The 22,383-nt window shown below is 35.4% G+C and carries 27 protein-coding genes; 21 read left to right on the top strand and 6 right to left on the bottom strand.

From position 1 onward, the window contains the following. The first annotated feature begins 151 nt into the window (after window positions 1-151). Window positions 152-625: an Lrp/AsnC family transcriptional regulator gene (locus ACEN2N_RS03035; protein ID WP_441822924.1), complete on the top strand. Its 474-nt coding sequence runs from the start codon at window positions 152-154 to the stop codon at window positions 623-625. Here ACEN2N_RS03035 and ACEN2N_RS03030 read toward each other — a convergent pair whose 3' ends face one another. Continuing rightward, window positions 626-2,017, bottom strand: a complete 1,392-nt coding sequence (locus ACEN2N_RS03030) for a Gfo/Idh/MocA family protein (protein WP_441822923.1) — start codon at window positions 2,015-2,017, stop codon at window positions 626-628. 231 nt (window positions 2,018-2,248) lie between these two features. Here ACEN2N_RS03030 and ACEN2N_RS03025 point away from each other — a divergent pair, with 231 nt between their 5' ends. After that, window positions 2,249-2,707, top strand: coding sequence for a COG2426 family protein (locus ACEN2N_RS03025; protein ID WP_423997450.1), 459 nt, complete (start codon window positions 2,249-2,251; stop codon window positions 2,705-2,707). 104 nt (window positions 2,708-2,811) lie between these two features. Then, window positions 2,812-3,165, top strand: a complete 354-nt coding sequence (locus ACEN2N_RS03020) for a pyruvate kinase (protein WP_441822922.1) — start codon at window positions 2,812-2,814, stop codon at window positions 3,163-3,165. A gap of 183 nt (window positions 3,166-3,348) precedes the next feature. On the opposite strand, the gene hutG is transcribed toward ACEN2N_RS03020, so the two are convergent. The 4 genes from hutG to hutH form a co-directional block, all read right to left on the bottom strand. After that, window positions 3,349-4,305 (bottom strand): formimidoylglutamase, encoded by a 957-nt coding sequence (gene hutG / locus ACEN2N_RS03015; RefSeq protein WP_441822921.1) that lies wholly within the window; start codon window positions 4,303-4,305, stop codon window positions 3,349-3,351. Between the two features lie 79 nt (window positions 4,306-4,384). Next, complete coding sequence (locus tag ACEN2N_RS03010; RefSeq protein ID WP_441822920.1) at window positions 4,385-6,385, bottom strand: urocanate hydratase; 2,001 nt, start codon at window positions 6,383-6,385, stop codon at window positions 4,385-4,387. Between the two features lie 97 nt (window positions 6,386-6,482). Beyond that, window positions 6,483-7,730 carry an imidazolonepropionase gene (hutI, locus tag ACEN2N_RS03005; RefSeq protein ID WP_441822919.1) on the bottom strand — a complete coding sequence of 416 codons (1,248 nt, stop codon included), beginning with the start codon at window positions 7,728-7,730 and terminating at the stop codon, window positions 6,483-6,485. 4 nt (window positions 7,731-7,734) lie between these two features. Next, window positions 7,735-9,309 carry a histidine ammonia-lyase gene (hutH, locus tag ACEN2N_RS03000; RefSeq protein WP_441822918.1) on the bottom strand — a complete coding sequence of 525 codons (1,575 nt, stop codon included), beginning with the start codon at window positions 9,307-9,309 and terminating at the stop codon, window positions 7,735-7,737. 84 nt (window positions 9,310-9,393) lie between these two features. On the opposite strand from hutH, the gene ACEN2N_RS02995 reads away from it, so the two are divergent. From ACEN2N_RS02995 to ACEN2N_RS02985, 3 genes are all read left to right on the top strand, one after another. Beyond that, a complete protein-coding gene (locus tag ACEN2N_RS02995) occupies window positions 9,394-10,296 on the top strand; it encodes a LysR family transcriptional regulator (RefSeq protein WP_441822917.1) in 903 nt (300 codons plus the stop codon). 79 nt (window positions 10,297-10,375) lie between these two features. Next, window positions 10,376-10,570 (top strand): nitroreductase family protein, encoded by a 195-nt coding sequence (locus ACEN2N_RS02990; protein WP_441822916.1) that lies wholly within the window; start codon window positions 10,376-10,378, stop codon window positions 10,568-10,570. Window positions 10,571-10,604: 34 nt separating this feature from the next. Then, window positions 10,605-10,934, top strand: coding sequence for a nitroreductase family protein (locus ACEN2N_RS02985; RefSeq protein WP_441822915.1), 330 nt, complete (start codon window positions 10,605-10,607; stop codon window positions 10,932-10,934). Between the two features lie 2 nt (window positions 10,935-10,936). Here ACEN2N_RS02985 and ACEN2N_RS02980 read toward each other — a convergent pair whose 3' ends face one another. Beyond that, a complete protein-coding gene (locus ACEN2N_RS02980) occupies window positions 10,937-11,452 on the bottom strand; it encodes a DUF456 domain-containing protein (protein ID WP_282049136.1) in 516 nt (171 codons plus the stop codon). A gap of 144 nt (window positions 11,453-11,596) precedes the next feature. Between ACEN2N_RS02980 and ACEN2N_RS02975 the strand changes: the two genes are divergently transcribed. The 15 genes from ACEN2N_RS02975 to ACEN2N_RS02905 all read left to right on the top strand — a co-directional run bounded on the left by ACEN2N_RS02975 (window position 11,597) and on the right by ACEN2N_RS02905 (window position 22,288). Then, window positions 11,597-11,959, top strand: coding sequence for a BlaI/MecI/CopY family transcriptional regulator (locus ACEN2N_RS02975; protein ID WP_441822914.1), 363 nt, complete (start codon window positions 11,597-11,599; stop codon window positions 11,957-11,959). Beyond that, a complete protein-coding gene (locus ACEN2N_RS02970; RefSeq protein ID WP_441822913.1) occupies window positions 11,956-14,013 on the top strand; it encodes a TonB family protein in 2,058 nt (685 codons plus the stop codon). The genes ACEN2N_RS02975 and ACEN2N_RS02970 overlap by 4 nt, the downstream gene beginning before the upstream one ends. After that, a complete protein-coding gene (locus ACEN2N_RS02965; protein ID WP_441822912.1) occupies window positions 14,014-14,904 on the top strand; it encodes a tetratricopeptide repeat protein in 891 nt (296 codons plus the stop codon). Further along, window positions 14,876-15,148, top strand: coding sequence for a hypothetical protein (locus ACEN2N_RS02960; RefSeq protein ID WP_441822911.1), 273 nt, complete (start codon window positions 14,876-14,878; stop codon window positions 15,146-15,148). Before ACEN2N_RS02965 ends, ACEN2N_RS02960 begins: the two co-directional genes overlap by 29 nt. A gap of 42 nt (window positions 15,149-15,190) precedes the next feature. Continuing rightward, on the top strand, window positions 15,191-15,667 hold the full coding sequence (locus tag ACEN2N_RS02955) for a hypothetical protein (RefSeq protein WP_441822910.1): 477 nt from the start codon (window positions 15,191-15,193) through the stop codon (window positions 15,665-15,667). 5 nt (window positions 15,668-15,672) lie between these two features. Next, the gene (gene ruvC / locus ACEN2N_RS02950; protein WP_441822909.1) at window positions 15,673-16,230 is read left to right on the top strand and encodes a crossover junction endodeoxyribonuclease RuvC; all 558 of its coding nucleotides are present in this window, start codon (window positions 15,673-15,675) and stop codon (window positions 16,228-16,230) included. Window positions 16,231-16,274: 44 nt separating this feature from the next. Beyond that, window positions 16,275-16,637, top strand: coding sequence for a four helix bundle protein (locus ACEN2N_RS02945; protein ID WP_441822908.1), 363 nt, complete (start codon window positions 16,275-16,277; stop codon window positions 16,635-16,637). 36 nt (window positions 16,638-16,673) lie between these two features. Beyond that, on the top strand, window positions 16,674-17,810 hold the full coding sequence (gene hemW, locus ACEN2N_RS02940) for a radical SAM family heme chaperone HemW (protein WP_441822907.1): 1,137 nt from the start codon (window positions 16,674-16,676) through the stop codon (window positions 17,808-17,810). 200 nt (window positions 17,811-18,010) lie between these two features. Continuing rightward, on the top strand, window positions 18,011-18,754 hold the full coding sequence (locus ACEN2N_RS02935) for a cyclase family protein (RefSeq protein ID WP_441822906.1): 744 nt from the start codon (window positions 18,011-18,013) through the stop codon (window positions 18,752-18,754). Window positions 18,755-18,756: 2 nt separating this feature from the next. Continuing rightward, window positions 18,757-19,116 (top strand): DUF4260 domain-containing protein, encoded by a 360-nt coding sequence (locus ACEN2N_RS02930; protein WP_441822905.1) that lies wholly within the window; start codon window positions 18,757-18,759, stop codon window positions 19,114-19,116. After that, complete coding sequence (locus tag ACEN2N_RS02925; protein ID WP_441822904.1) at window positions 19,109-19,729, top strand: DUF4230 domain-containing protein; 621 nt, start codon at window positions 19,109-19,111, stop codon at window positions 19,727-19,729. The genes ACEN2N_RS02930 and ACEN2N_RS02925 overlap by 8 nt, the downstream gene beginning before the upstream one ends. Before the next feature lie 22 nt (window positions 19,730-19,751). After that, window positions 19,752-20,147, top strand: coding sequence for a Dabb family protein (locus ACEN2N_RS02920; protein ID WP_441822903.1), 396 nt, complete (start codon window positions 19,752-19,754; stop codon window positions 20,145-20,147). Between the two features lie 8 nt (window positions 20,148-20,155). After that, window positions 20,156-20,704 (top strand): GNAT family N-acetyltransferase, encoded by a 549-nt coding sequence (locus ACEN2N_RS02915; RefSeq protein ID WP_441822902.1) that lies wholly within the window; start codon window positions 20,156-20,158, stop codon window positions 20,702-20,704. After that, a complete protein-coding gene (locus tag ACEN2N_RS02910) occupies window positions 20,701-21,054 on the top strand; it encodes an MmcQ/YjbR family DNA-binding protein (protein ID WP_441822901.1) in 354 nt (117 codons plus the stop codon). The genes ACEN2N_RS02915 and ACEN2N_RS02910 overlap by 4 nt, the downstream gene beginning before the upstream one ends. A 130-nt stretch (window positions 21,055-21,184) precedes the next feature. Continuing rightward, window positions 21,185-22,288: an ExbD/TolR family protein gene (locus tag ACEN2N_RS02905; RefSeq protein WP_441822900.1), complete on the top strand. Its 1,104-nt coding sequence runs from the start codon at window positions 21,185-21,187 to the stop codon at window positions 22,286-22,288. Window positions 22,289-22,383: the final 95 nt, after the last annotated feature.

Raw genomic sequence — 22,383 nt, 5'->3', positions numbered from 1 at the left:
AATACCTCATTAATTGGCTATTTTATTGTCATATTATTACTAAAAATTACATAACTATAAATTAAATTTGTTAAAAAGGGTTAAAAGACTATAATAGTTTAATGAAAATTTAGAATTTATTGAAAAAAGTTATTTAAAACCATTTGGACAGATGAGGAATAAATTAGACCAGGTTGATTTTAGTATTTTAAATATTTTAGCTGAAAATGCACAGACTCCTTATACAGATGTAGCTAAACAATTAATTGTTTCTCCGGGTACTGTACATATGCGAATGCGTAAGATGAGAGAGATGGGTTTAATTACTGGTGCTACCTTAAGTTTAGACTATGCTAAAATGGGTTGGAAAATGACCATTTTCCTAGGGATATTCTTAAGTGAAATAAGTCTGTTCAAAAAGGTGATGGAGCGGTTGAACGATATTGAAGAGGTGGTGAAAATACACCACGTAACCGGTAAATACGACATTTTTATAAAAATGCATGCTAGAGATAGCTTTCACTACAAGCAAGTCTATCAAGATGAAATTCTGAGTATTTCTGGTATACGTGGTATAGAATCTTTTATATCAATTGAAGAGAATTTGGAACGCCATATTCAATTCGTAGAAGTAGAAGAAGATTAATCATAATAATTTCATTTCGGTCGGATCCCAGTCTACCGGTTGTTTTCTTGAATAACTTTCATTTGCCAATAGTGCCGCACCTGCAGCTCTTAATCCGAATTTTGGGTCTTGTATTACCTTTCCATCAGTTCTAATACTTGTAAAGAAATTGTAAAAATGGTCGTAATGTGCTCCTTTATAATTTCGTGGCGCTTCCCAAGTAATTGTACCTGTGGCTAAGCTACTTGCTCTAGTATCTAATTTTTTAGCAGCATATTCCGCTCTTATTTTAGCTTGCATATCTTCTGTAAATGATATCATTGAATATCCACTAGGTTCCATACCCAATTTAGAGCGATTTACTGTTACCGAATTCTGACCTATTTCCATTTCGCCTTCGGTACCAATTAATTTGAATCCGCCACCACCGCCACTACCTGCAATGAAATTAATACGAAATGCGGCATTGAAAGGTGCATGTGTATCTGTTTTTGGATAGTCATATAATGTAATGGAAACATCGGGTACGTCTCTACCATCTTTCCAATAGCGCAGTCCACCAGTTGCTAAAGCTCTGTTCGGTCCGTCTGAACTTATTACATAATTCAAGGTAGAGAATGCATGTACGAATAAATCTCCGGCAACACCTGTACCGTAATCTTGATAGTTTCTCCATCTAAAAAATCGATTATTATCAAAAGGGACTTTTGGTGCACTACCCAGAAAGGTATCAAAATCAACGGTTTTAGAACTGGCATCGGTAGGTATTGGATATTGCCAAGCTCCTTCCGCAGAATAACGATCATTGTACATATCTAACATCACAATAGTACCAATAGCGCCATCTTCATAAAGCTCTTTTGCTTTTTCATTACCCAATGATGACATCCCTTGACTGCCTATTTGACAAATTTTGCCAGAATCTTTTTGCGCTTTAATGATTTCTTGACCTTCATTGAAATTTTGAACCATAGGTTTTTCGCAATACACATGCTTGCCTGCTTTTAATGCGGCTACGGTTATTGTTTGGTGCCAATGATCTGGTGTGGCTATTAATACGGCATCAATATCTTTTCTATTTAAAATCTCACGGTAATCTCTTGTTACAAAAATATCTTGTCCCCAAAGCTCTTTTGCTCTATCAAGTCGGCCCATATACAAATCACATGCCGCTACTATTTTTATACCGTCAACTTGTAAAGCAGCCTGTGTGTCATAAATACCTTGAATACCCGTGCCTATAAGGGCTATGTTAATTTGGTCATTTACTCCGAAATCTTGAAAAGAATAAGCTCTTTGTAGTAATTGAGTTTCGTGGTTTGATGCTGCAAGCAGAAATGGTGTTGTGCTTAAAGCTGCTGAGGAAAGTGAAGCTCGTTTTATAAACGACCTTCTAGAATTATTTTTTGTCATGATGGTAAGCGTTGAAATTTGTTGTTGAAGCTATTAAAAATACCAAATAATAATGGTCTGGGGTGTATGCGAATGCTGCATAATCTTCTAATCTTATTTTTCTAAAAGCGAATGCTCTGTGTTTTACAGACATTCACCGGTATAATTGACCAATTGGCAACATTTATGATTTAAATGGCATAAAATTTTTCGAGATCAACGTAGTTTTGCATTCGCTTAAAAAAAACAGAATTGTTGAAAGATATTCTTATTGCTGCACTTTGGAGTATCTCACCACTAGGAGAGGCTAAAGTGGGTATACCCTATGGTCTTCTACAAGGGGGAAATATTTACGTAGTATTTGTGGTTTGTTTTTTAGCCAATGTTATGGTGTTTCCTATTATGATGTTTTTTTTAAATACGGTTAATAGGTACTTGTTGAGATGGCATTTTTATAAAAAAAATGCTTTGTTCGTTGCAAGAAGAGCAAAATCAGGTTCTGGAGATCAGATTAAAAAATACGGATTTTACGGACTCATATTTTTCGTAATGTTACCTGTGCCTGGTACTGGTGTTTACGCTGGTAGTATAGCCAGTTACCTTTTTAAGATAGAAAGAAAGAAAGCCTTTTTGGCAAATACCATTGGTATATTTTTATCTTCTTTAATTGTTTGGGCAACCACTTTGTTGACTATGAAGGGTATGGCGTAATAATACAAAGCAAATATTTTTATCCTTTTATTTTGTGAATAACTATACCCGCTAAAAATTTAATTAACACGGTTTGCCTTTTAAATTTGTAGCTTTTTTAAGCTATGGATACCCTAAATATTGGCGATAAATTATATAATGTAGAGCAGAACGGATTTAACGATTTTGCTAGATATTCTTTCTCTGAAGTTGTTCGACTTACCGAAACTCTTGCGGTTTTGAAAAACGGTGTACGGCTTATTAATAGACCTAAACAATCTTACATTATGGAAGATGTTGGGTATTCGGTTTCTAGAAATAAGGGGGCTCATTGGCATATTGTTTCTTTAAAAGCAATTAGAAATGCCCAGATAGAAAATGAAAAAATAAGAATTCATGACTGGTTTGAAGAGAAACAATTTACGCTAAAAGAAAAACAACATATCTATAAGATGTTTAAAGCTCAAGAGGCGCAGTAATATTTAAAAAGGCTTTACTTGTTACAAGAAATGAACAGACCGTTTTTTTATTAAAAAACCTTTATTACCTTTACAACGTTGTGTTGTGTCTCAAAGAGATTTGAGACAATTGTGTTTATCGAATTTAATCGATAGAACCCAATGAAAGGCTTTCCATTAAGGGAGGCTTTTTTTGTTTTTGCCCTATAGCTTATGAATTACGTAATGAACCAACGAGGCAGCTAGTTTTGCAGTTTGGTCATCAATATCATAATTAGGGTTTAATTCAACTACATCAAATCCTACTAATTTTCCAGAATCGATGATTAGTTTTAGACTTTCTAATACAATATCTGGAGAAAAGCCCATGGGCGAAGGGGCACTTACACCTGGTGCAAAAGCGGATGAAAAACCGTCTAAGTCTATTGTAGTATACACATAATCTACATCTTCTAGAAATTGAATGAGCCTTAATTGAACATGTTCAAGGTAGTTCATATTAAAATACTTCTGAAAAAGGTAGTTGACTTGATGCGCCTCGGCAAATTCTAATAAATCCTTTGTATTTGCATCTTTTCGTATGCCTAAAGCCATATATTTAATGACCTGACCTTTTTCTTGATGATCTATGGCAATTTGGTAAAACGGTGTGCCAGAATTGTTTTCTTTCGTATTTGCCCTTAAATCAAAATGAGCATCAAAATTAATAATTCCTATTTTTTCTTTAGTTTTTACATGTTCTAGTAAACCGTTGTAGTGAGCATATGCCAAATCATGACTACCCCCAATTAGTATTGGTGTTGCCCTATTTTTTATTAAATGGCTTACGGCTTTAGTAAATTCGATTTGTTGCTCTTCTAAATCTTGATCTTTACATTCTAAATTTCCAAAATCTATTAATCGGGTATTATCTTTTAAATGATTGGGCATTTTCGCTAATTGCTTACGAATTTCGTCTGGTCCTAATTCGGCACCAACTCTGCCAGAATTTCGTCTAACACCTTCGTCACTACTGTAGCCCAATAAAGCTATTGTCTTATTGTTCGTAACAGGTAAAGGGTCTTTAATACTAGAAAATGATATTTTTTCGTGCAGATAGAGCTGTTGGTCAGAAACACGTCCTTTCCAATTATCTTTATTAGCTAACTTATAATTTGCCATATCATTTAATTCAGATAAATATTACGATTTTAAATCCGTCGTTTTATTAAAACGATAAAGTAGTCTTAATCTTACATTTTTAGAATAAATCTTTTAAATGTTTTTCTGCTACTATAGATGGCATGGTAACTTTTAGTGTTTTTGTTCTGTCCATTTCTCGTTGTAAAGCAAACATTGCTTCTTTATTTCTCGCCCAGCTACGTCTTGCAATTCCGTTGTTTACGTCATAAAAGAGCATATTTTTTAGCTTTCGTTTAGCATCTTTTGATCCATCGAGAACCATTCCGAATCCGCCATTGGTGACTTCGCCCCAACCTACGCCACCTCCGTTATGTATAGATACCCAAGTAGCACCTCTAAAACTATCGCCAATCACATTATGTATTGCCATGTCTGCGGTAAATTTACTGCCGTCGTAAATATTGCTTGTTTCTCGATAAGGTGAATCTGTGCCGCTTACATCATGATGGTCTCTACCTAATATAATGGCATCACTTAACGCTCCATTTTCGATGGCATCGTTAAATGCCAGCGCTATTTTTGCCCTACCTTCTGCATCGGCATATAAAATTCTAGCTTTTGAGCCAACGACCAATTTATTTTGTTCGGCTTCAGCTATCCATTTTATATTATCTGATAGCTGTTGCTGAATTTCAATTGGCGCTTCTTCTCTAATTTTCTGTAACACACGTAATGCAATCGCATCTGTCTTTTGTAAATCTTCTATTTTTCCTGAAGAACATACCCAGCGAAATGGTCCAAAGCCATAATCAAAACACATAGGACCTAAAATGTCTTGCACGTAAGACGGATATTTAAAATCAATATTATTTTCTGCCATAACATCGGCACCTGCTCTTGATGCTTCTAATAAAAAGGCATTTCCATAATCGAAGAAATAGGTACCTTTTTTGGTATGAAGATTTATGGCATCGGCATGTCTGCGTAACGATTCTTGAACTTTCGTTTTAAATGCCTCAGGATTTTGATTCATCATTAAATTGGACTCTTCAAAAGTCAATCCTGCTGGGTAATAACCACCTGCCCATGGGTTATGCAAAGAGGTTTGATCAGAACCGAGGTGAATGAATATGTCCTCCTTAAAGAAACGTTCCCAAACGTCGATTACATTGCCAATGAATGCTAATGAAACTATTTCATTTTTAGATTTGGCAACTTTGGTTCTACTAACTAAAGTGTCTAAATCTTCAATTAACTCATCTACCCAACCTTGCTCATGTCTTTTCTTTGCTGCAAGCGAATTTACTTCTGCACAGATTGTGATGCATCCGGCTATGTTACCGGCTTTTGGTTGTGCACCGCTCATTCCGCCTAAACCAGCAGTTAAGAATATTTTTCCATTGGGATTTTCATCCGTATTTAACACCTTTCTAAAAGCGTTCATTACCGTAATTGCAGTACCATGAACAATGCCTTGCGGACCTATGTACATATAAGAACCCGCAGTCATTTGACCGTATTGTGTAACACCAAGTGCATTGTACTTTTCCCAATCGTCTTGTTTGGAGTAATTCGGAATCATCATTCCGTTCGTTACCACAACTCTTGGAGCTTCTTTTGATGACGGGAATAACCCCATGGGGTGACCAGAGTAGATATGTAAAGTCTGCTCATTGGTCATTTCTGACAGATACTGCATGGTTAACAAATATTGCGCCCAATTTTGAAAAACGGCACCGTTACCGCCATAGGTAATTAGTTCTTGTGGATGTTGTGCTACCGCTGGATCTAGATTATTCTGAATCATGAGCATGATTGCGGCAGCGTGACTAGTCTGTGCCGGATATGCTGAAATAGCTCGGGCATGCATATCATAAGATGGTTGAAAACGATACATGTAGATTCTGCCATACGTCTGTAATTCTTCAGCAAATTCAGGAGCCAAAACAGCATGCCAGTCCGTCGGAAAATAACGCAACGCATTTCTAATCGCCAATTGTTTCTCTTCTTTAGAAAGTATTTGCTTTCGGTTTGGTGCGTGACTTACTGCCGAAGAACGCTCTTTTTTGGGCGGTAACTCAGTCGGAATTCCAATCTGTATCTGTGCTTTAAAATCCATCTTTATATTTTTATGTCTAGAATATTTCAGCAGGTTCTCGACTGCGCTCGACCAGACATTTATATTATTATTTTAACCAACAACCAACAACCAACAACTATTTATGCCTATCAAAAACCAACGCTCCATTTTTCCAAACCATACATGGTTTTAGATTTCCTTGATTGTATAGAATATCTTGGTAATTATCTGAGTGGAATACGGCTAGATCAGCTAAAAGTCCCGCTTCCAGTTTACCGCGGTCCTCTAATTTCAAAGCGGCGGCAGCTCTAAAAGTGATTCCTGCCAAGACCTCTGCATTTGTCAGTTTTTGAAATGTTCCAAGAATACTGGCTTGGGTTAGTAAATCGCCCATTGGGGCAGACCCTGGGTTGTGGTCACTCGCGATTGCAAGTGCCGCACCTGCATCTAATAATTCACGTGCGGGAGTGAAATCGCACCCTAAACCAATGGAGGCTCCAGGTAATGCAACAGAAATAGTATCGCTATGTGCTAGTAATGCAATTTCTTTCTCTGTACTTGCTTCTAAATGATCTGCGCTTATTGCATTAAACTCAACAGCCACTTTACTGCCACCTGCAGAAAATTGGTCTGCATGCACGGTAATGTCAAAATTCATTTCACTGGCTTTTGAAAAATATGCCTGTATATCATCCGCAGAAAAAGCACTTTGTTCAATAAAGGCATCAATACGGTGTGTTAGATTTTCTTCTTTAAGAATGGGGAACAACTCCTTAGAAATCATTTTTAAATACTCCTTCTCTGTTCCTTCAAAATCTTTGGGTAGCATATGCGCTGCAAGGCAAGTAGAAATCAATTCTGGCAATGCTTGCTCATTGGCTCCTTTAATAGCACGTAGCATTTTCAGCTCTTCAGATACTGTTAGTCCGTAACCACTTTTAACCTCAATGGTAGTCGTTCCATTTTTAAGATGACGATTGGCTCTTTTTATAGTGTTTTTCGTTAATTCTTCTAAACTCGATATTCTGGTTTGGGTAACCGTATCCCAAATTCCGCCACCGGCATGTGCAATTTCTAAATATGATTTTCCTGCGTTTCGCATGGCGTAATCTTTAGAACGAGACCCGCCAAAACAAATATGTGTGTGGGCATCAATAAAACCCGGTAAGCAAACATGATTGCCATTTAAAACCGTAGTGCTTACTTCTGGATACTCAGCCGCTAATGCTTTAAAATTGCCGACTGCCATAATTAATTGGTCTTCAATTAAAATTCCACCATCTTCAATAATCTCAAGCTCATGGTCAGAAATGGCTCCTTTGAGTTTTATTCCGGTCATGGGTAGTAGCTGTTTAAACGGACCTATTAGTGTTCTCTTTTTCATACAACTAGTAGTTTTCGAACTCTTCTGAGTGTTTTGTCTTTAAAGATATATTATGTTCTGCTTGTACACGGGCTATAACTTTTAGTATTGTCTGATCTTTAATCATAGCAATACCCTTTTCAATATCATCAGAAAATACGCGGTCTTTACTGGCGAAAGGCACTTGCTCGCGAACGGCATTATGCACCTCGTCTAAATAGATACCCGACTTCAACGGTTTTCTGAACTCAAAAGCCTGTGCAGCCGTTAACAATTCAATTGCCAATATCTTCTCAACATTTCCAATAACTTGTAACGCTTTTCTACCACCAATAGACCCCATACTTACATGATCTTCTTGACCTAAGGATGTAGGAATGCTATCTGCACTTGAAGGAAAACAAAGACCTTTATTTTCACTTGCCAATGCTGCGGTAGTATATTGCAAAATCATGTATCCGGAATTTATGCCGGTATCGTTCATGAGTAGTTTTGGTACACCGGGACTATTACCTTCTAAAGATAAATATATGCGACGGTCTGATATATTACCGATTTCTGATGCGGCTAAACAGGCATAATCTAATGCCATTGCCAATGGTTGACCGTGAAAATTACCACCGCTAATGGTCAGTTCTTCATCAATGATTACTGGATTGTCCGTCACTGAGTTTAATTCAACTTCTAATAATTCTTTAAGGTGTAACCAGGCAGTTCTTGATGCGCCATGAACTTGCGGAATGCAACGAATAGAGTAGGGGTCTTGTACTTTTTCGCAATCTACATGGGCTTCCATAATTTCAGAGCCTTTCAGTAATTTTTTAACTCGTTTGGCTACATGTACGTTACCTTTAAATGGACGAAGGGCATGCAGTTCATTATAAAATGGTTTAACAGAACCTTGCAAACCTTCTATCATCATAGCACCAATAACATCTGCTTGTGCCAAAATTGAATGTAATTGGGTAACTACTTTTACAGCATGTGCAGCTATAAATTGAGTTCCGTTAATAAGAGCAAGTCCTTCTTTTGGACCAAGTGCTATTGGTTCTAGTCCTGTCCGTTCAAAAAGTGTTTTCGTTGTAATGGTTTCGTTGTTATATTCCACTTTTCCCAGTCCAATAAGCGGTAGGAATAAATGGGAAAGCGGAGCCAAATCTCCCGATGCACCAACTGATCCTTGTGATGGAACAATGGGAATAGCATTATTATCTATATGCCAAATTATTCGTTTTAATGTATTTAATGCTATACCCGAATAACCTTTTGCCAATGATTGCGCCTTAAGAATTAGCATCAATTTTGCAATGTCTTTTGCTATTGGGTCACCAACACCTACACTATGACTTTGAAGTATGTTGGTCTGTAGAATATTGGTTTCCGATTTTGAAATCTTAGTCGTACATAATGGTCCAAAGCCAGTATTAATGCCGTAAACAGGATGGCCCTTGTCTACTATATTCTGCACAATTTTCCAGCTTTTGGTTATTTTTTGTTCTGTAGTTTCAGACAGCACAGTAGATAAATTACCATTAACAATCTGCATGGCCTTACCTGCGGTTAGCCAATCTTCACCTAATTTAAAAGACTGTACATTCATAGCTTTCTGCTTTCAATATTTAAATTAAAATTAATGACTATTTTTAATACCTGGTAATATCAATTTTATCATCAATTCATAACTATGAGTAATCAAATAGAATTACGTCATCTTACCTATTTTCTAGCGGTAGCGCAAGAATTACACTTTAGAAAGGCTGCAGAAAAGTTGTTTATTTCGCAACCGGGACTCAGCAGGCAGATAAAGCAGATGGAAGATATTCTAGAAACCCAACTCTTTGAACGTAATAAGAAAAAAGTGGCGTTAACCCCTGCCGGGCATTACCTAAAGAAAGAGGTTGAATTTATTTTTAACCATATGGAGCAGGTAGAACGGCAGTTGAAATTGGTAGGTGATGGTAATAGTGGAGAATTACGAATCGGATTTTTAGGCTCGGCTATGCAACAAGTAATACCTAAACTATTATTGGGGATAAAAGAAAAATACCCGAAGGTGAAAACGTCTTTAGAGGAGCTATCTAATTTTGCTCAAGTAGATGCGGTATTAAATGATCAGTTAGATATGGGTTTTGTGCGTGTTTCTAGAGTGCCAAGTACCCTAGAAATGAAAACTGTTTTGACTGATACCTTTTCTTTAGTGTTACCAGAAAGATACCCGATGTTAACGAGAGAGTTTGACGGAATGGAGCGATTTGCGAATGAAGAATTTATTTTATTCAGTCAGGCTTATAGTCCGCTGTACTATGAAACTATTTTGAGTATATGTCAAGATGCCGGTTTTGCACCTAAAGTCTCACACAAATCTGTTCATGCCCATACTATCTTTAAATTGGTTGAGAACCATATGGGAATAGCCATTGTACCTACATCTTTGCAAAACGGATTTCAAATGCGGGTGAAATTTATTGAGCTTAAGAATATACCTCAGCGCGCAGAATTATCTGTTATTTGGAAAAAAGAACATACAAATCCTGTTTTAAAGAACTGCATGGAGCTACTTTTAGATGAAAAGAACAGTTATTTATAATAGATTATTTTAATAATTATCTAACACCATTTTAGATGGTTAAGGTTTAATTTTACATGAATAGAGAAAAAGAAAACAAATGATATTTGATATTTTAAAGAAGAGACGTTCAGTGTTTCCGGTACAATACAATGATAGCCCTATTGTAAAAGAGGATATTGAAAAAATATTGGCAGCAGGTAATTGGGCACCAAACCACAAGTGTACAGAACCATGGCGTTTTAAGGTAATACAAGGTGATGCTAAAAAAAAGATTGGGCATTTTCCTATCTAAGAAGTATGAGGAATTGGACCCAAAGCCAAAGGCTATGAAGGTTAAAAAACTTCAAGAGAATCCGCAAATGGCAAGTGCAATTATTGCAATTTGCATGCAAAGAGACCCTAAAGAATCTCTACCAGAATGGGAAGAAGTAGCCGCAGTAGCCATGGCAGTGCAGAACATGTGGTTGCAATGCACCGAAATGGGTATTGGATCTTATTGGTCTTCACCGGGACTTATAAAGTACATGGATGAGTTTTTAAGTTTAGCCGAAGGCGAAAAATGCCTTGGTTTTTTCTACATGGGCAATTTTGATGGCGAATTAACCGAAGGTAAACGAGAGCCAATTGCATCTAAAACAGAATGGATAACCGAGTAAGTTTAATTAAAGTAAGGAAATAAGGCATTACTATGCTCCCAAGCTTTTGAAATGAATAAGCCTAGAAAAACTATGGCTACCATAAATTTTAAAAAAGTACCCGTTAAAAATCCTAAAAAAGAACCAAAAGCCGCTTTCGTAGCGGTTTTTTTGTCCGCTTTATTCAGTAATTCTCCTACTAAAGCACCCACAAAAGGCCATATAATAATTCCGAATGGTCCGAGAATTGGGAATATTAGCGCAACCAACAATCCTACAGTGGTGCCGATAACTCCTGCTTTTGTGCCTCCAAATTTTTTGGTTCCTATAGCGGGTATTACGTAATCTAATCCAAAGACTATTAAAGCAATGGCAAGGGTAATGCCCAAGAACGTCCAATTCATAGTAATTGCACTGGTAGAGTACAACAAAAGTAAACCTACCCAACTAATTGGTGGTCCGGGTAACACTGGTAAGAAGCTTCCTAAAATGCCTACGAGCATTAAAATGAATCCTAGAACTAATAAAAATATATCCATTGTAAAATTTAACTATTGCCTATAAGACTAATATAGGTTGCATTTGTTACATAGACATCAATCAAACATAACTTTTTCAACTATAAAATTAGTTTAAACTAAATATTTAGTTATATTTGAACATCAAACTAAAAGATTAGTTGAATGATACAGTTGACAAAAGCAGAGGAAGAAGTGATGATTGTGTTATGGGAATTACAGAAATGTAATGTAGCATCGATCATTGAAAAATTACCTGAACCGAAACCAGCATATAATACCGTTTCTACAATTGTTCGGATTTTGGAGAGCAAGGGTTTTGTGGATCATGAACAGTTAGGGAAAGGGTATTTGTATTTCCCCTTAGTAATGAAATCAGATTACAGTAATCAGTCTATAAATAAACTGGTAGATGGTTATTTTCAAGGTTCATTTAAAAGCATGGTGTCGTTTTTTATGAAGAAAAATGATATGAGCCTTTCTGAATTGGAGTCGGTATTGAATGAAATTAAAAAGGAAAAACCATGATACAATATATTTTGGAGTGCATCGCCTTTCAGCTTCTTTTCTTGGTTATTTATGACTTTTTTCTAAAGAAGGAAACCTTTTTTCAATGGAACAGAGTGTATTTGATCGGAACATATGTTTTGTCTTTGATTTTACCATGGGTAAAAATAGAAGCTTTTAAGCAGCAAGTGCCACAAACATTTGCACGGTATCCTGAGTATTTATGGGGATTACAAAACGAAGCAGCTGTGGTGCAAGTTGAAGAATCAACGAGATTTAATTTAACCTGGCAAGAAGGAATTTTTTATGGGGGAATGCTAGTGGCATTATTGTTATTTGGTTTAAAAATTAGACAATTATATCTTTTGAGAAAAAGTGGGGAGAAGATTTCTTACCCTTTGTTTACCCAGATTGTTATAGCAAATAGCAATATTGCTTTTTCATTCTTTAAATCCATTTTCATTGGAGATAAAGTATTGAAGATGAAACATGATACCATAATCGCCCATGAATTGGTACATATAAAACAAAGGCATACGTACGACTTGTTATTCTTTGAGTTTATGCGAATTGTAGGCTGGTTTAATCCGTTAGTGTACGTGTATCAAAATCGTATTTCAGAATTACATGAATTTATTGCTGATGCTCAGGTATCAAAAGAGCACAAATCAGATCATTATGAGCAGTTATTAGCTCAAGTATTTCAAACAGAACATATATCATTCATCAATCAATTTTTCACACAATCATTAATCAAAAAACGAATAATCATGTTACAAAAATCAAAATCAAAAAAAGTCTGGCAGTTGAAGTATTTACTATTAGTGCCTATGGTGTTAGGGATGTTGTTATATAGTTCTTGTGAAATGTATAAGGGTACTTCTAATAATCATAAATCTACAATTGATGATGAGCTTTTAATTGCAGAAATAAAGAATAAAATTAAAGAGGATAATTTGGATGTGAATTATTTATATACTTCTGGTTTATCGGAAAAATACAATGATATTAATCAAGAGATTACCAAACATGATTTTTTTCTATATAAAGTTTTACAAGATGAAATGTTGGAGAAAGTATTTAAGGATTATGTTAAAGAGAACCCAGATGAAACTATAAAATTAGCAACGACACAGCCACCTTCTACTGATGGGTTTAATAGTTTTGTAAGTCAAAGAAAAGCATACCAATTAATAGATAATAATTTAAAATCATCGGTTAAAACATTTGGAAAGGATATTACTTTTTATGACAACAGTTTAGGGGTTTACCCACCAGATTTTATAGAATATAAAGTAAGTAATACAACGGCACTTAGTTCAAATGAATTACAAAAATTTAATGAATTGTTAGTTAGTTTAGAAAATGAACCTGATCATTTAACGAATATTATACTTGCTGATGGAACAAATTCATTTTTAATAAAGACAGATATTAAAGATTTAAGAGGAAGCATTGAGTCCCGAAGTGTTAAGATTGTAAGCGAGGAAGAATTTAAAAATTTAGACGATATTAATGTTGCTTTCGCTGTAGTAGAAGAGGTGCCGATTTTCCCTGGCTGTGAAAATTCTGAGGATAAACGAGCTTGCTTTAAGGAAAAAATACAAAAGCATATTAGTAAACATTTTAATTATCCGCAGGCTGCTCAAGATGCTAATATAGAGGGTAGGGTAAATTCAATGTTTTTGATAACCCAAGAAGGCACAATTGAAAATATTAAAATGCGCGGTCCAGATAAATTGTTAGAAGACGAGGTAGAACGTATCATTAAAAAATTACCAAAAATGACACCAGGTAAACAATTGGGCAAAGTAGTGAATGTTCCTTTTTCTATTCCTATTCAGTTTAAATTACAGGATGATAATACAGCAAACATGGTTTCAGAAATTTCAAATGAAAGTGAGATTGATCCATTATATTATGTTGATGATAGAAAAATTACTAAACTAGAAATGGAAGCTATAGACCCAAATACTATTGAAAGTATTTTTATTCTTAAAGATAAAAAAGCGATAGAAAAATATGGTAAAGAGGGTGAAAACGGTGTAATCGAAATTAAAATTAAAAAAGAATAATTGAAACTATTTTTTATTTTAACAGTGCTATTATTACAGATTAAAGCCGAGGCGCAAACCTCGGCTTCTTCGGTCGCAGACAGTTTATACACCATTGGTAATTATTCAAAAGCGATAAATGAGTATTCTAAAGTTGGCGGACTTTCTTCTGCACTTCAAATTGCAAGAAGTTACAACGCTATTGGTAATTATGAGAAAGCGATTAAACAATACCAATATGTGGTTGATGAAGATGGTACTAATCAGCTTGCTCAATTAGAATCAGGTAAATTATTATTAAAAATGAACCGATTTGAAGAAGCTAAATCTGTGTTTACTAATTTAACAGAAATCAATACAGACAACCCTGAATTTCAGTTTTATTTAGGCGAAGCCAATAGAAACTTGAACTTATTAGAAGAAAGTTTAGGGCAATACAAAAAAGCAATTAGCCTAGACAGTACGCATCTTAGAAGCTTGTTTCAGCTCGCTAAATATTACACCATAAAACGAGAACGCGATAACGCTTTGAAGTATATTTTAATGGGATTGAATTTTTATGAGAATGATGTGTCCCTCATAAATTTGCATGCATTGGTGCTATTTAATGATTCTCAATTCGAGAAGGCGATTCCGTTATTCGAACGAGTTTTAGAACTTGGGGAGGATAAAGATTACGTATATGAAAAATTGGGAATCTCGTATAACAAGAATTGGGAGTTCAAAAAAGCTAAAGAAGCTTATACTATTTTATTGAAAAGAGATGATACCAATTCACAAACCTATTTTGACCTAGCCAGTGTTTATCAAAAAGAAAGCAAATTAGATAGCGCGAAAATTTTCATTAACAAGGCAATGGCCGTTCAAAAATCCATTTTCGTAAATGGCTATAGCCACATATATCGCCCGTGAGCAAAAAGATTTTAAAACAGCATTTAAATTCTTCGAAAGGGCGCACCTAGAAGATAATTCTGATGCGCGTGTTTACTATAATTTAGCGACTACTTATGATCAATTTAGCACTGACCTGCAGAAGAAATTAAACTATTATGAGAATTTCTTAAAGCGTTATCCGAACGAGCATCCATTCTATTACGAAACTGTAAGAAAACGAATCTCAGAATTAAAGGAGGAAATCCATTTTAGCAAAGAATAAACTCCTTAAAAAAATCGTAATTTCACCGGTAGAACAGGTGTAATGAAACGAGTTATCTATTTTCTTTTGATGCTGCTGATAAGTTCATGTTCGTTCTTTAACTCAAAACAAAAAAGAACGCAAGAGCTTATTGATGAAGAATTACGCCATATCGATTGGAACAGTGTCGATTCTTATCCGTTTTTCTATACCTGCGATGAAGCTGTTACCAAAGAACAGCAGAAAATTTGCTTTGAAGAAACCTTAATCTCCCATTTTCAAGAAACATTAAATGATTTTGAATTTACCTTGACCGATAAGGAAAGTGAAACGGTTGATGTCATTTTTGTGATAGACACCTTGGGTAGAATCAATGTTGCAACTATTGAAAAGAACGCATTTGTTTTAAATCAAATGCCAGAATTTGATGGCGTTATTACGCAAAGCTTAAAGAATCTTCCTAAACTTGCACCCGCTTTAAAAAGAGGAATTCCGGTGAATACCAAATATCGAATTCCGGTTCAATTAAATACAAACTAAGCATTTTGGCGAACGAGAAAATAATATTGGGTATTGACCCAGGTACGACTATTATGGGTTTCGGACTCATAAAAGTGGTGGGTAAAAAGATGGAATTTCTTCAAATGAACGAATTGCTTCTTCAAAAATACAGCGACCCTTACACCAAATTAAAAATTATTTTTGAGCGTACCATAGAACTGATCGATACCTATCACCCAGACGAGATTGCTATTGAAGCGCCTTTCTTCGGTAAGAACGTACAATCGATGCTCAAACTAGGCAGAGCACAAGGGGTTGCCATGGCTGCGGGACTATCGCGTCAAATACCTATTACAGAATATTTACCCAAAAAAATTAAAATGGCAGTCACCGGAAACGGAAATGCCAGTAAAGAGCAGGTTGCAAAAATGTTACAGAGCCTATTAGGTCTAAAAACACTACCCAAAAATCTAGATAGTACAGATGGTTTAGCCGCCGCTGTATGTCATTTTTATAATGAAGGTAAAATAGAGGTTGGTAAAAATTATTCTGGCTGGGATGCATTTGTAAAGCAGAATGAGAAAAGAGTTAAGAAACCTTAACAATGACCAATAATCAATTAACGGTAAACAATAATTAATTTGCAATGAATAGTGAAAATCCTCTTTTGAGTAAATCTTATGATTTTGCTTTGCAGATTGTTACTCTTTATCAAGAACTAACTAAGAATAAAAGGGAATATGTTCTATCTAAACAACTTTTAAGAGCAGGAACTTCTATAGGTGCGAATATAGCAGAAGCTAATGGCGCGATATCAAAAGCAGATTTTTCTGCTAAGATTTCAATTGCTTATAAAGAAAGTTTAGAGACTAAATATTGGTTAAACCTTTTAAAGGATTCAGAATATATTGAATTGTCAATTGCGAATGGGCTAATTGAAAACGCTGATGAACTTTCTAAAATAATGTTTGCTATACTTAAATCTACAAGGATTAAAAAACAAGCATAATTGTTAACTGTTTATTGCTAATTGATAATTGAACACATGAGCGGTATCTACATCCACATTCCATTTTGCAAACAAGCATGTCACTATTGTGATTTTCATTTCTCTACCACTATGGGGAAGAAAGAGGCGATGGTGAATGCATTATGCAGAGAATTGGAACTACGTAAAGATGAGTTTTCTAATATCGTTGTAGAGACAATCTATTTTGGTGGTGGTACTCCGTCTGTTTTACAGACTTCAGAAATTGAGCAGCTGATAGCCGCGGTTCGTGAACATTATGATGTTATGGCGAATCCGGAAATTACGTTAGAAGCCAATCCTGATGATTTATCCGAAGAGAAAATAATACAACTGGCAGCTAGCCCAATAAACAGATTAAGTATCGGAATTCAATCATTTTTTGAGGAAGATTTAAAACTCATGAACAGGGCCCATAATGCCTTAGAGGCGGAAAAAAGTCTTCAACTGGCTAGTGAGTATTTCGATAATATTTCAATTGACCTTATTTACGGCATGCCAAACATGACTTTAGAGCGTTGGAAAAGGAATATCGATAAAGCACTTGGTTTCGGTATTCCGCATATATCTAGTTACGCGCTTACTGTCGAACCGAAAACTGCGCTTGCTAAGTTTGTGGAGGATGGATTGATCATTCCCGCTACCGACGAAGAAACACAGGAGCATTTTAACCTGTTGAACGAGATTTTAATTTCAGCAGGGTTCGATTGCTATGAAATATCCAATTTTGGAAAGCCAGGGTATTACTCTAAGAATAATTCTGCCTATTGGCAGCAGAAAAAATATATAGGCATTGGTCCGTCTGCACATTCTTTTGACGGTGTACGTAGAGGATGGAATATTAATAATAATCCGAAATACATAAAATCTATAGAACAAGGTTTAGTACCTATGGAGGTTGAGGTACTTTCTAAGACCGATAACTACAACGAGTATATTATGACTGGCTTACGCACTATTTGGGGAGTTTCGTTAACAAGAATTGCAACTGAATTCGGACCTAAATACCAAGAATACGCGCTATTACAAGCAGATAAATATATAGAAGAACATTTACTTTTTGTTGATGGCGACGACATCCTCAAAACTACCAAAAAAGGCATGTTTTTAGCAGATGGTATTGCGGCAGATTTGTTTATGTTGAATTTGAGATAACATATTTCACTTTGTAAGTTCGAGTGATTTTTTATTGAAGTGGAACGGAAATATAAAATTGTATCGAGAACAGGTTTGGGACACGCGAGTTTTTTAGTTGGACATTTTTTTTAAAGAACTACTTCAAAAAATCGTAATTTTCTAACTCTTAAAAGAAAAGTCCTAACCATACGTCTACACATAGATTTACAAATTGTAAAATGAAGACTACCATATCATACAAATCTAACGAGTATCATATAGACCTGTCTAAACCATTAGATATCTCTATACCCATTACAAATAATGATAATGTAAATGCCTGGTATGTTAAAGCACCAACTATAGAGCCTCATAAAGAAGCTAATTTTACTGGGAGTATAGCGGCGGGGTCAAGTACTAATTTCTATGATATTTCTTTCAATCCGCATTCTCATGGTACACATACTGAATGTGTTGGGCATATATCTGTAGCGCATCAATCTGTAAACCAGAATTTACTTCAATTTTTCTTTTTGGCGGAGGTGATTACGATTACTCCATCCAAAGAAAAAGGAGATTTAGTTATCACGAAAAAACAACTTCAAAATGTATTGGGCAATCATACTCCGACAGCATTAGTGATACGTACGATACCTAATACGGATTCAAAACGAAATAGGCAGTATTCTCATACCAATCCGCCATACATATTAGAAGATGCTATGGTGTTTATCAGGGAATTGGGTGTGGAGCATTTATTGATAGACCTACCTTCTGTAGACAAAGAAAAAGATGATGGCAAGCTTTTAGCGCACAAAGCATTTTGGAACTTTAATGGCGATGTTCGACTTTTTGCAACTATCACCGAATTTATTTTTGTACCAGATGCGATCGTTGATGGTTCGTACTTTTTAAACTTACAAGTAGCGCCTTTTGAGAACGATGCTAGCCCAAGTAGACCGGTACTTTTTAAAATAGAATAATTATGAAAAATCTACTGAAATTAGAGGAGTTAGCCTTAATGATTCTTGGCATTTTTATGTTCGGCTTATTAAGCTACCAATGGTGGTGGCTACCTGTTTTAATTCTGACCCCAGATATATCTATGTCGGGTTATTTACTAGGTTCAAAAATAGGCGCAATCTCTTATAACGTGTTTCATCACAGAGGTGTAGCCATAATTTTATACTTTATAGGTATCTATTTTATGTCGCCTATAATTCAATTAATAGGTACAATTCTTTTTATACATATAGCCATGGACCGTATCTTTGGCTATGGACTCAAATATGATAAAGGGTTCAAGTTTACTCATTTAGGAGAAATAGGAAATAAAAATGGATAATATTTTTGATACCATTCTTGGTTTAGTTTTAGGTGCAATTGGTATGTACTGGCTTTTTAACTTTTTTAAAGGCAAGAAAAGTAAAGAGATTACCACACACCAATCTACCGTGTTATTAGAGAAAATGAAAAGTGTTTGCAAGTTAATTTCTGTAGAAGGCGAGTTTGCAGAAATCTACAAATATGAAAATGTAAAAGATTTTCTAAGTCTGGTCAGTAGCAAAAAGAAAGCGCTGGTGGTCATTAAGGCGAAAGCACATATTGGCTATGATTTAAGCAAGTTATTAATGCATGCTGATGAGAAGAACAAAAAGATAGTTCTCGATAATTTTCCGCAGCCAGAAGTGTTGAGCATTGAACCTGAATTGGAATTTTACGATATTAAAAGCGGTTTTTTCAACTTTTTTGCTCCCGATGACCTTACTAAACTAAATTCAGAAGCAAAAGCACATATACGTGAAAAAATTCCGGAAAGTGGCTTGATGGATACTGCTAGAAAAGAAGCGTTACAAACTGTTTTGATTATGGAAAAAATAGTAGAAACCATTGGCTGGAAACTTGACTATTCTGCACTTAAAATTCCACAAAAACAAATTGACTTACTTGAAAAATAACAACAAACAACTAAAATTGATAATGAAAAACGTAATTTGTATCCTTGTAATAACACTAATGACCACACTAACTTTTGGTCAAAATGATAACGAAATGACAGAATTCGATTCTAATTTTTCCCATACCGTATTTTTCTGGTTGAAGAATCCAGATAATCAAGCAGATCGTACTGCTTTTGAAACTTCTTTACGTAAGTTTCTAGATAACTCGGCGTATGCCAAAACGCAATTTATCGGCAGACCACCAAAGGCAAGTAGAGACGTTGTTGATGGTTCATTTACGTATTCTTTAATTGTAAGTTTTGACTCTGCAGAATCTCAACAAGCATACCAAGATGAGGCTCCACATAAACTTTTTATTGAAGAGTCAAGTGCCCTTTGGTCTAAGGTAATCGTCTACGATTCAACTGGTATTTAAGAGACACCATGATTTTTAGAAACGGCACTTCTAATGATATTGAACGAATTGCCAATTTACACGCGTTAAGCTGGCAACAGAATTACCGCGCTTCTTTTAGTGCCCATTTTTTAGATAATTTGGCATTTGATAATCGGTTAAAAGAGTGGACGAATCGATTGCAGCATCCAGGAGATGATCAATATGTTTTATTGGCGGAAGAAGATGGTAACATGCTTGGTTTTATCTGTGCCTATTTTAGTGAAAACGCCCAATTTGGCACATTGCTAGATAATTTACATGTTAGTCTAAATACACAAGGTAAAGGTGTCGGCACGAAGTTAATGGCAGCTTTAGCGGAAGAGATTCTTCAGCGCAAAAGTGCTGACGGATTTTACTTATGGGTGTTGAATACCAACGCTGCCGCAATTATTTATTATGAAAAACTAGGTGGTGTAGCCATAGAAACTCTTGAATCTAACGATATAGGCGATAAACCATTTTTGAAGATAAGATACTATTGGGAAGATGCGTCTCGATTTTTGGATAATATAAAGGCTAAATCACATAAAAAATGAATGTCGAAGAATACCGAGATTATTGTATTTCAAAAAAAGGAGTTACAGAATCTTTTCCTTTTGATGAGACAACTTTGGTATTTAAAGTAATGGGTAAAATGTTTGCTCTTTGCGGGTTGGATAATGTTCCACTACGAGTCAATTTAAAATGTAACCCAGAAAGAGCCATAGAACTTCGTGAAGAGCATGATGGTATTATAGAGGGCTGGCACATGAGCAAAAAACATTGGAACACTGTGTATTTAGATAGAATTTCTAAGGAACTTACTAAGGAGCTTATTGACCATTCTTATGATCTGGTGGTGTCTAAATTGACAAAGAAGGTAAAGGCGGAATTAGAAGCTCTATAGTACTAGGTAACTAAAACCTTTTATAATTTGTAAAGCGATCTGTTCCCTCACTCAAAACCACCATTCACTCATTCCTACTTTTATTAATTTTCTGTTTTTCAGTACTTAATAGTGTTTAAAACTACTATTCATGAAAAACCACAGATCACCTCAAGAAGTAAATGCCGGTTCTATGGCAGATATCGCTTTTCTATTACTCATCTTTTTCTTGGTCACCACATCTATAGAAAATGATGCGGGACTCAACCGGGCTATGCCTCCTGATATTATTGAAAATAGTGTTGATATCAAAGAGCGAAACTTTTTTGAAATCAGTATAAATGATGCTGATCTAATAATGGCAGAAGGTGATATTATAGATCCTAAAAATCTTAGGGAAAAAGTAATCGCCTTTATAGATAACGGCGGTTATACGATAGGTGTTGACGGGTACTGCGATTATTGTAAAGGAGACCGGTTAGCAGATTCATCTGAAAACCCTGATAAGGCAATCATTTCTATAAAATCACAACGAAATACGAGCTATCCAGTTTACGTTGCGGTACAGAATGAAGTTATTGGGGCTTACAACACGTTACACAATAGAGAAAGTTTACGATTATTCAATACAACTTATGAAGCTATTAATGCTGATTATTACAATGAAGAAATTAGTGAAAACGAAAAGCGAAAATTAAAAGGACGTCTTGAAATTATAAGAGCACTTTATCCGCAGAAAATTCTAGAACCAGAAACCGTAAAAACTAAAGCCATGATAAAATTTAACAAATATAGATCTAGCAAAAGCTTGCCACCTGTATCAACTGCATCATTGCCAGATATCTTTTTTATATTGCTCTTTTTCTTTATGACAGTTACGGTGATGAAGAACCAAAACTTATTGGTAGAGAATACCTTGCCAACAGCAACTGAAACTGAAAAATTGGACAAGAAAGATCGAGTCATAGAAATTTATGTGGGTAAGCCAACTTCTGGCGGCAATTCAACTTTAGGAGATAAGCCCAGAATTCAAATGGATAATAAATTTATTACCGTAAGTGAAGTCGGCGACTATGCCTTACAAGCTTTGTCGTTAATGCCAGAACATTTAAGAAGTGTTGCAACAGTTTCTATAAAGGCAGACGTCGGAGTGAAAATGGGAATTATTGAGGACCTGAAAAATAAACTGCGAATGGTTAATTTGTTAAAAATAAACTATACCACTTATGAAGGTACGGCTGTCGATAATCTATAGAAAGTATTGTAGATAATTCTTGCGCTTTAAAACTGTTTTCCATTTAAAGAAACCACTTTGTAAGGTTATCTTTGCCTTTTCTATAATAGGTTGAT

It is taken from the genome of Maribacter spongiicola (assembly GCF_052119685.1).
Classification (GTDB): Bacteria; Bacteroidota; Bacteroidia; order Flavobacteriales; family Flavobacteriaceae; genus Maribacter; species Maribacter spongiicola_A.
This window is presented reverse-complemented; position numbering and strand designations above follow the sequence as displayed.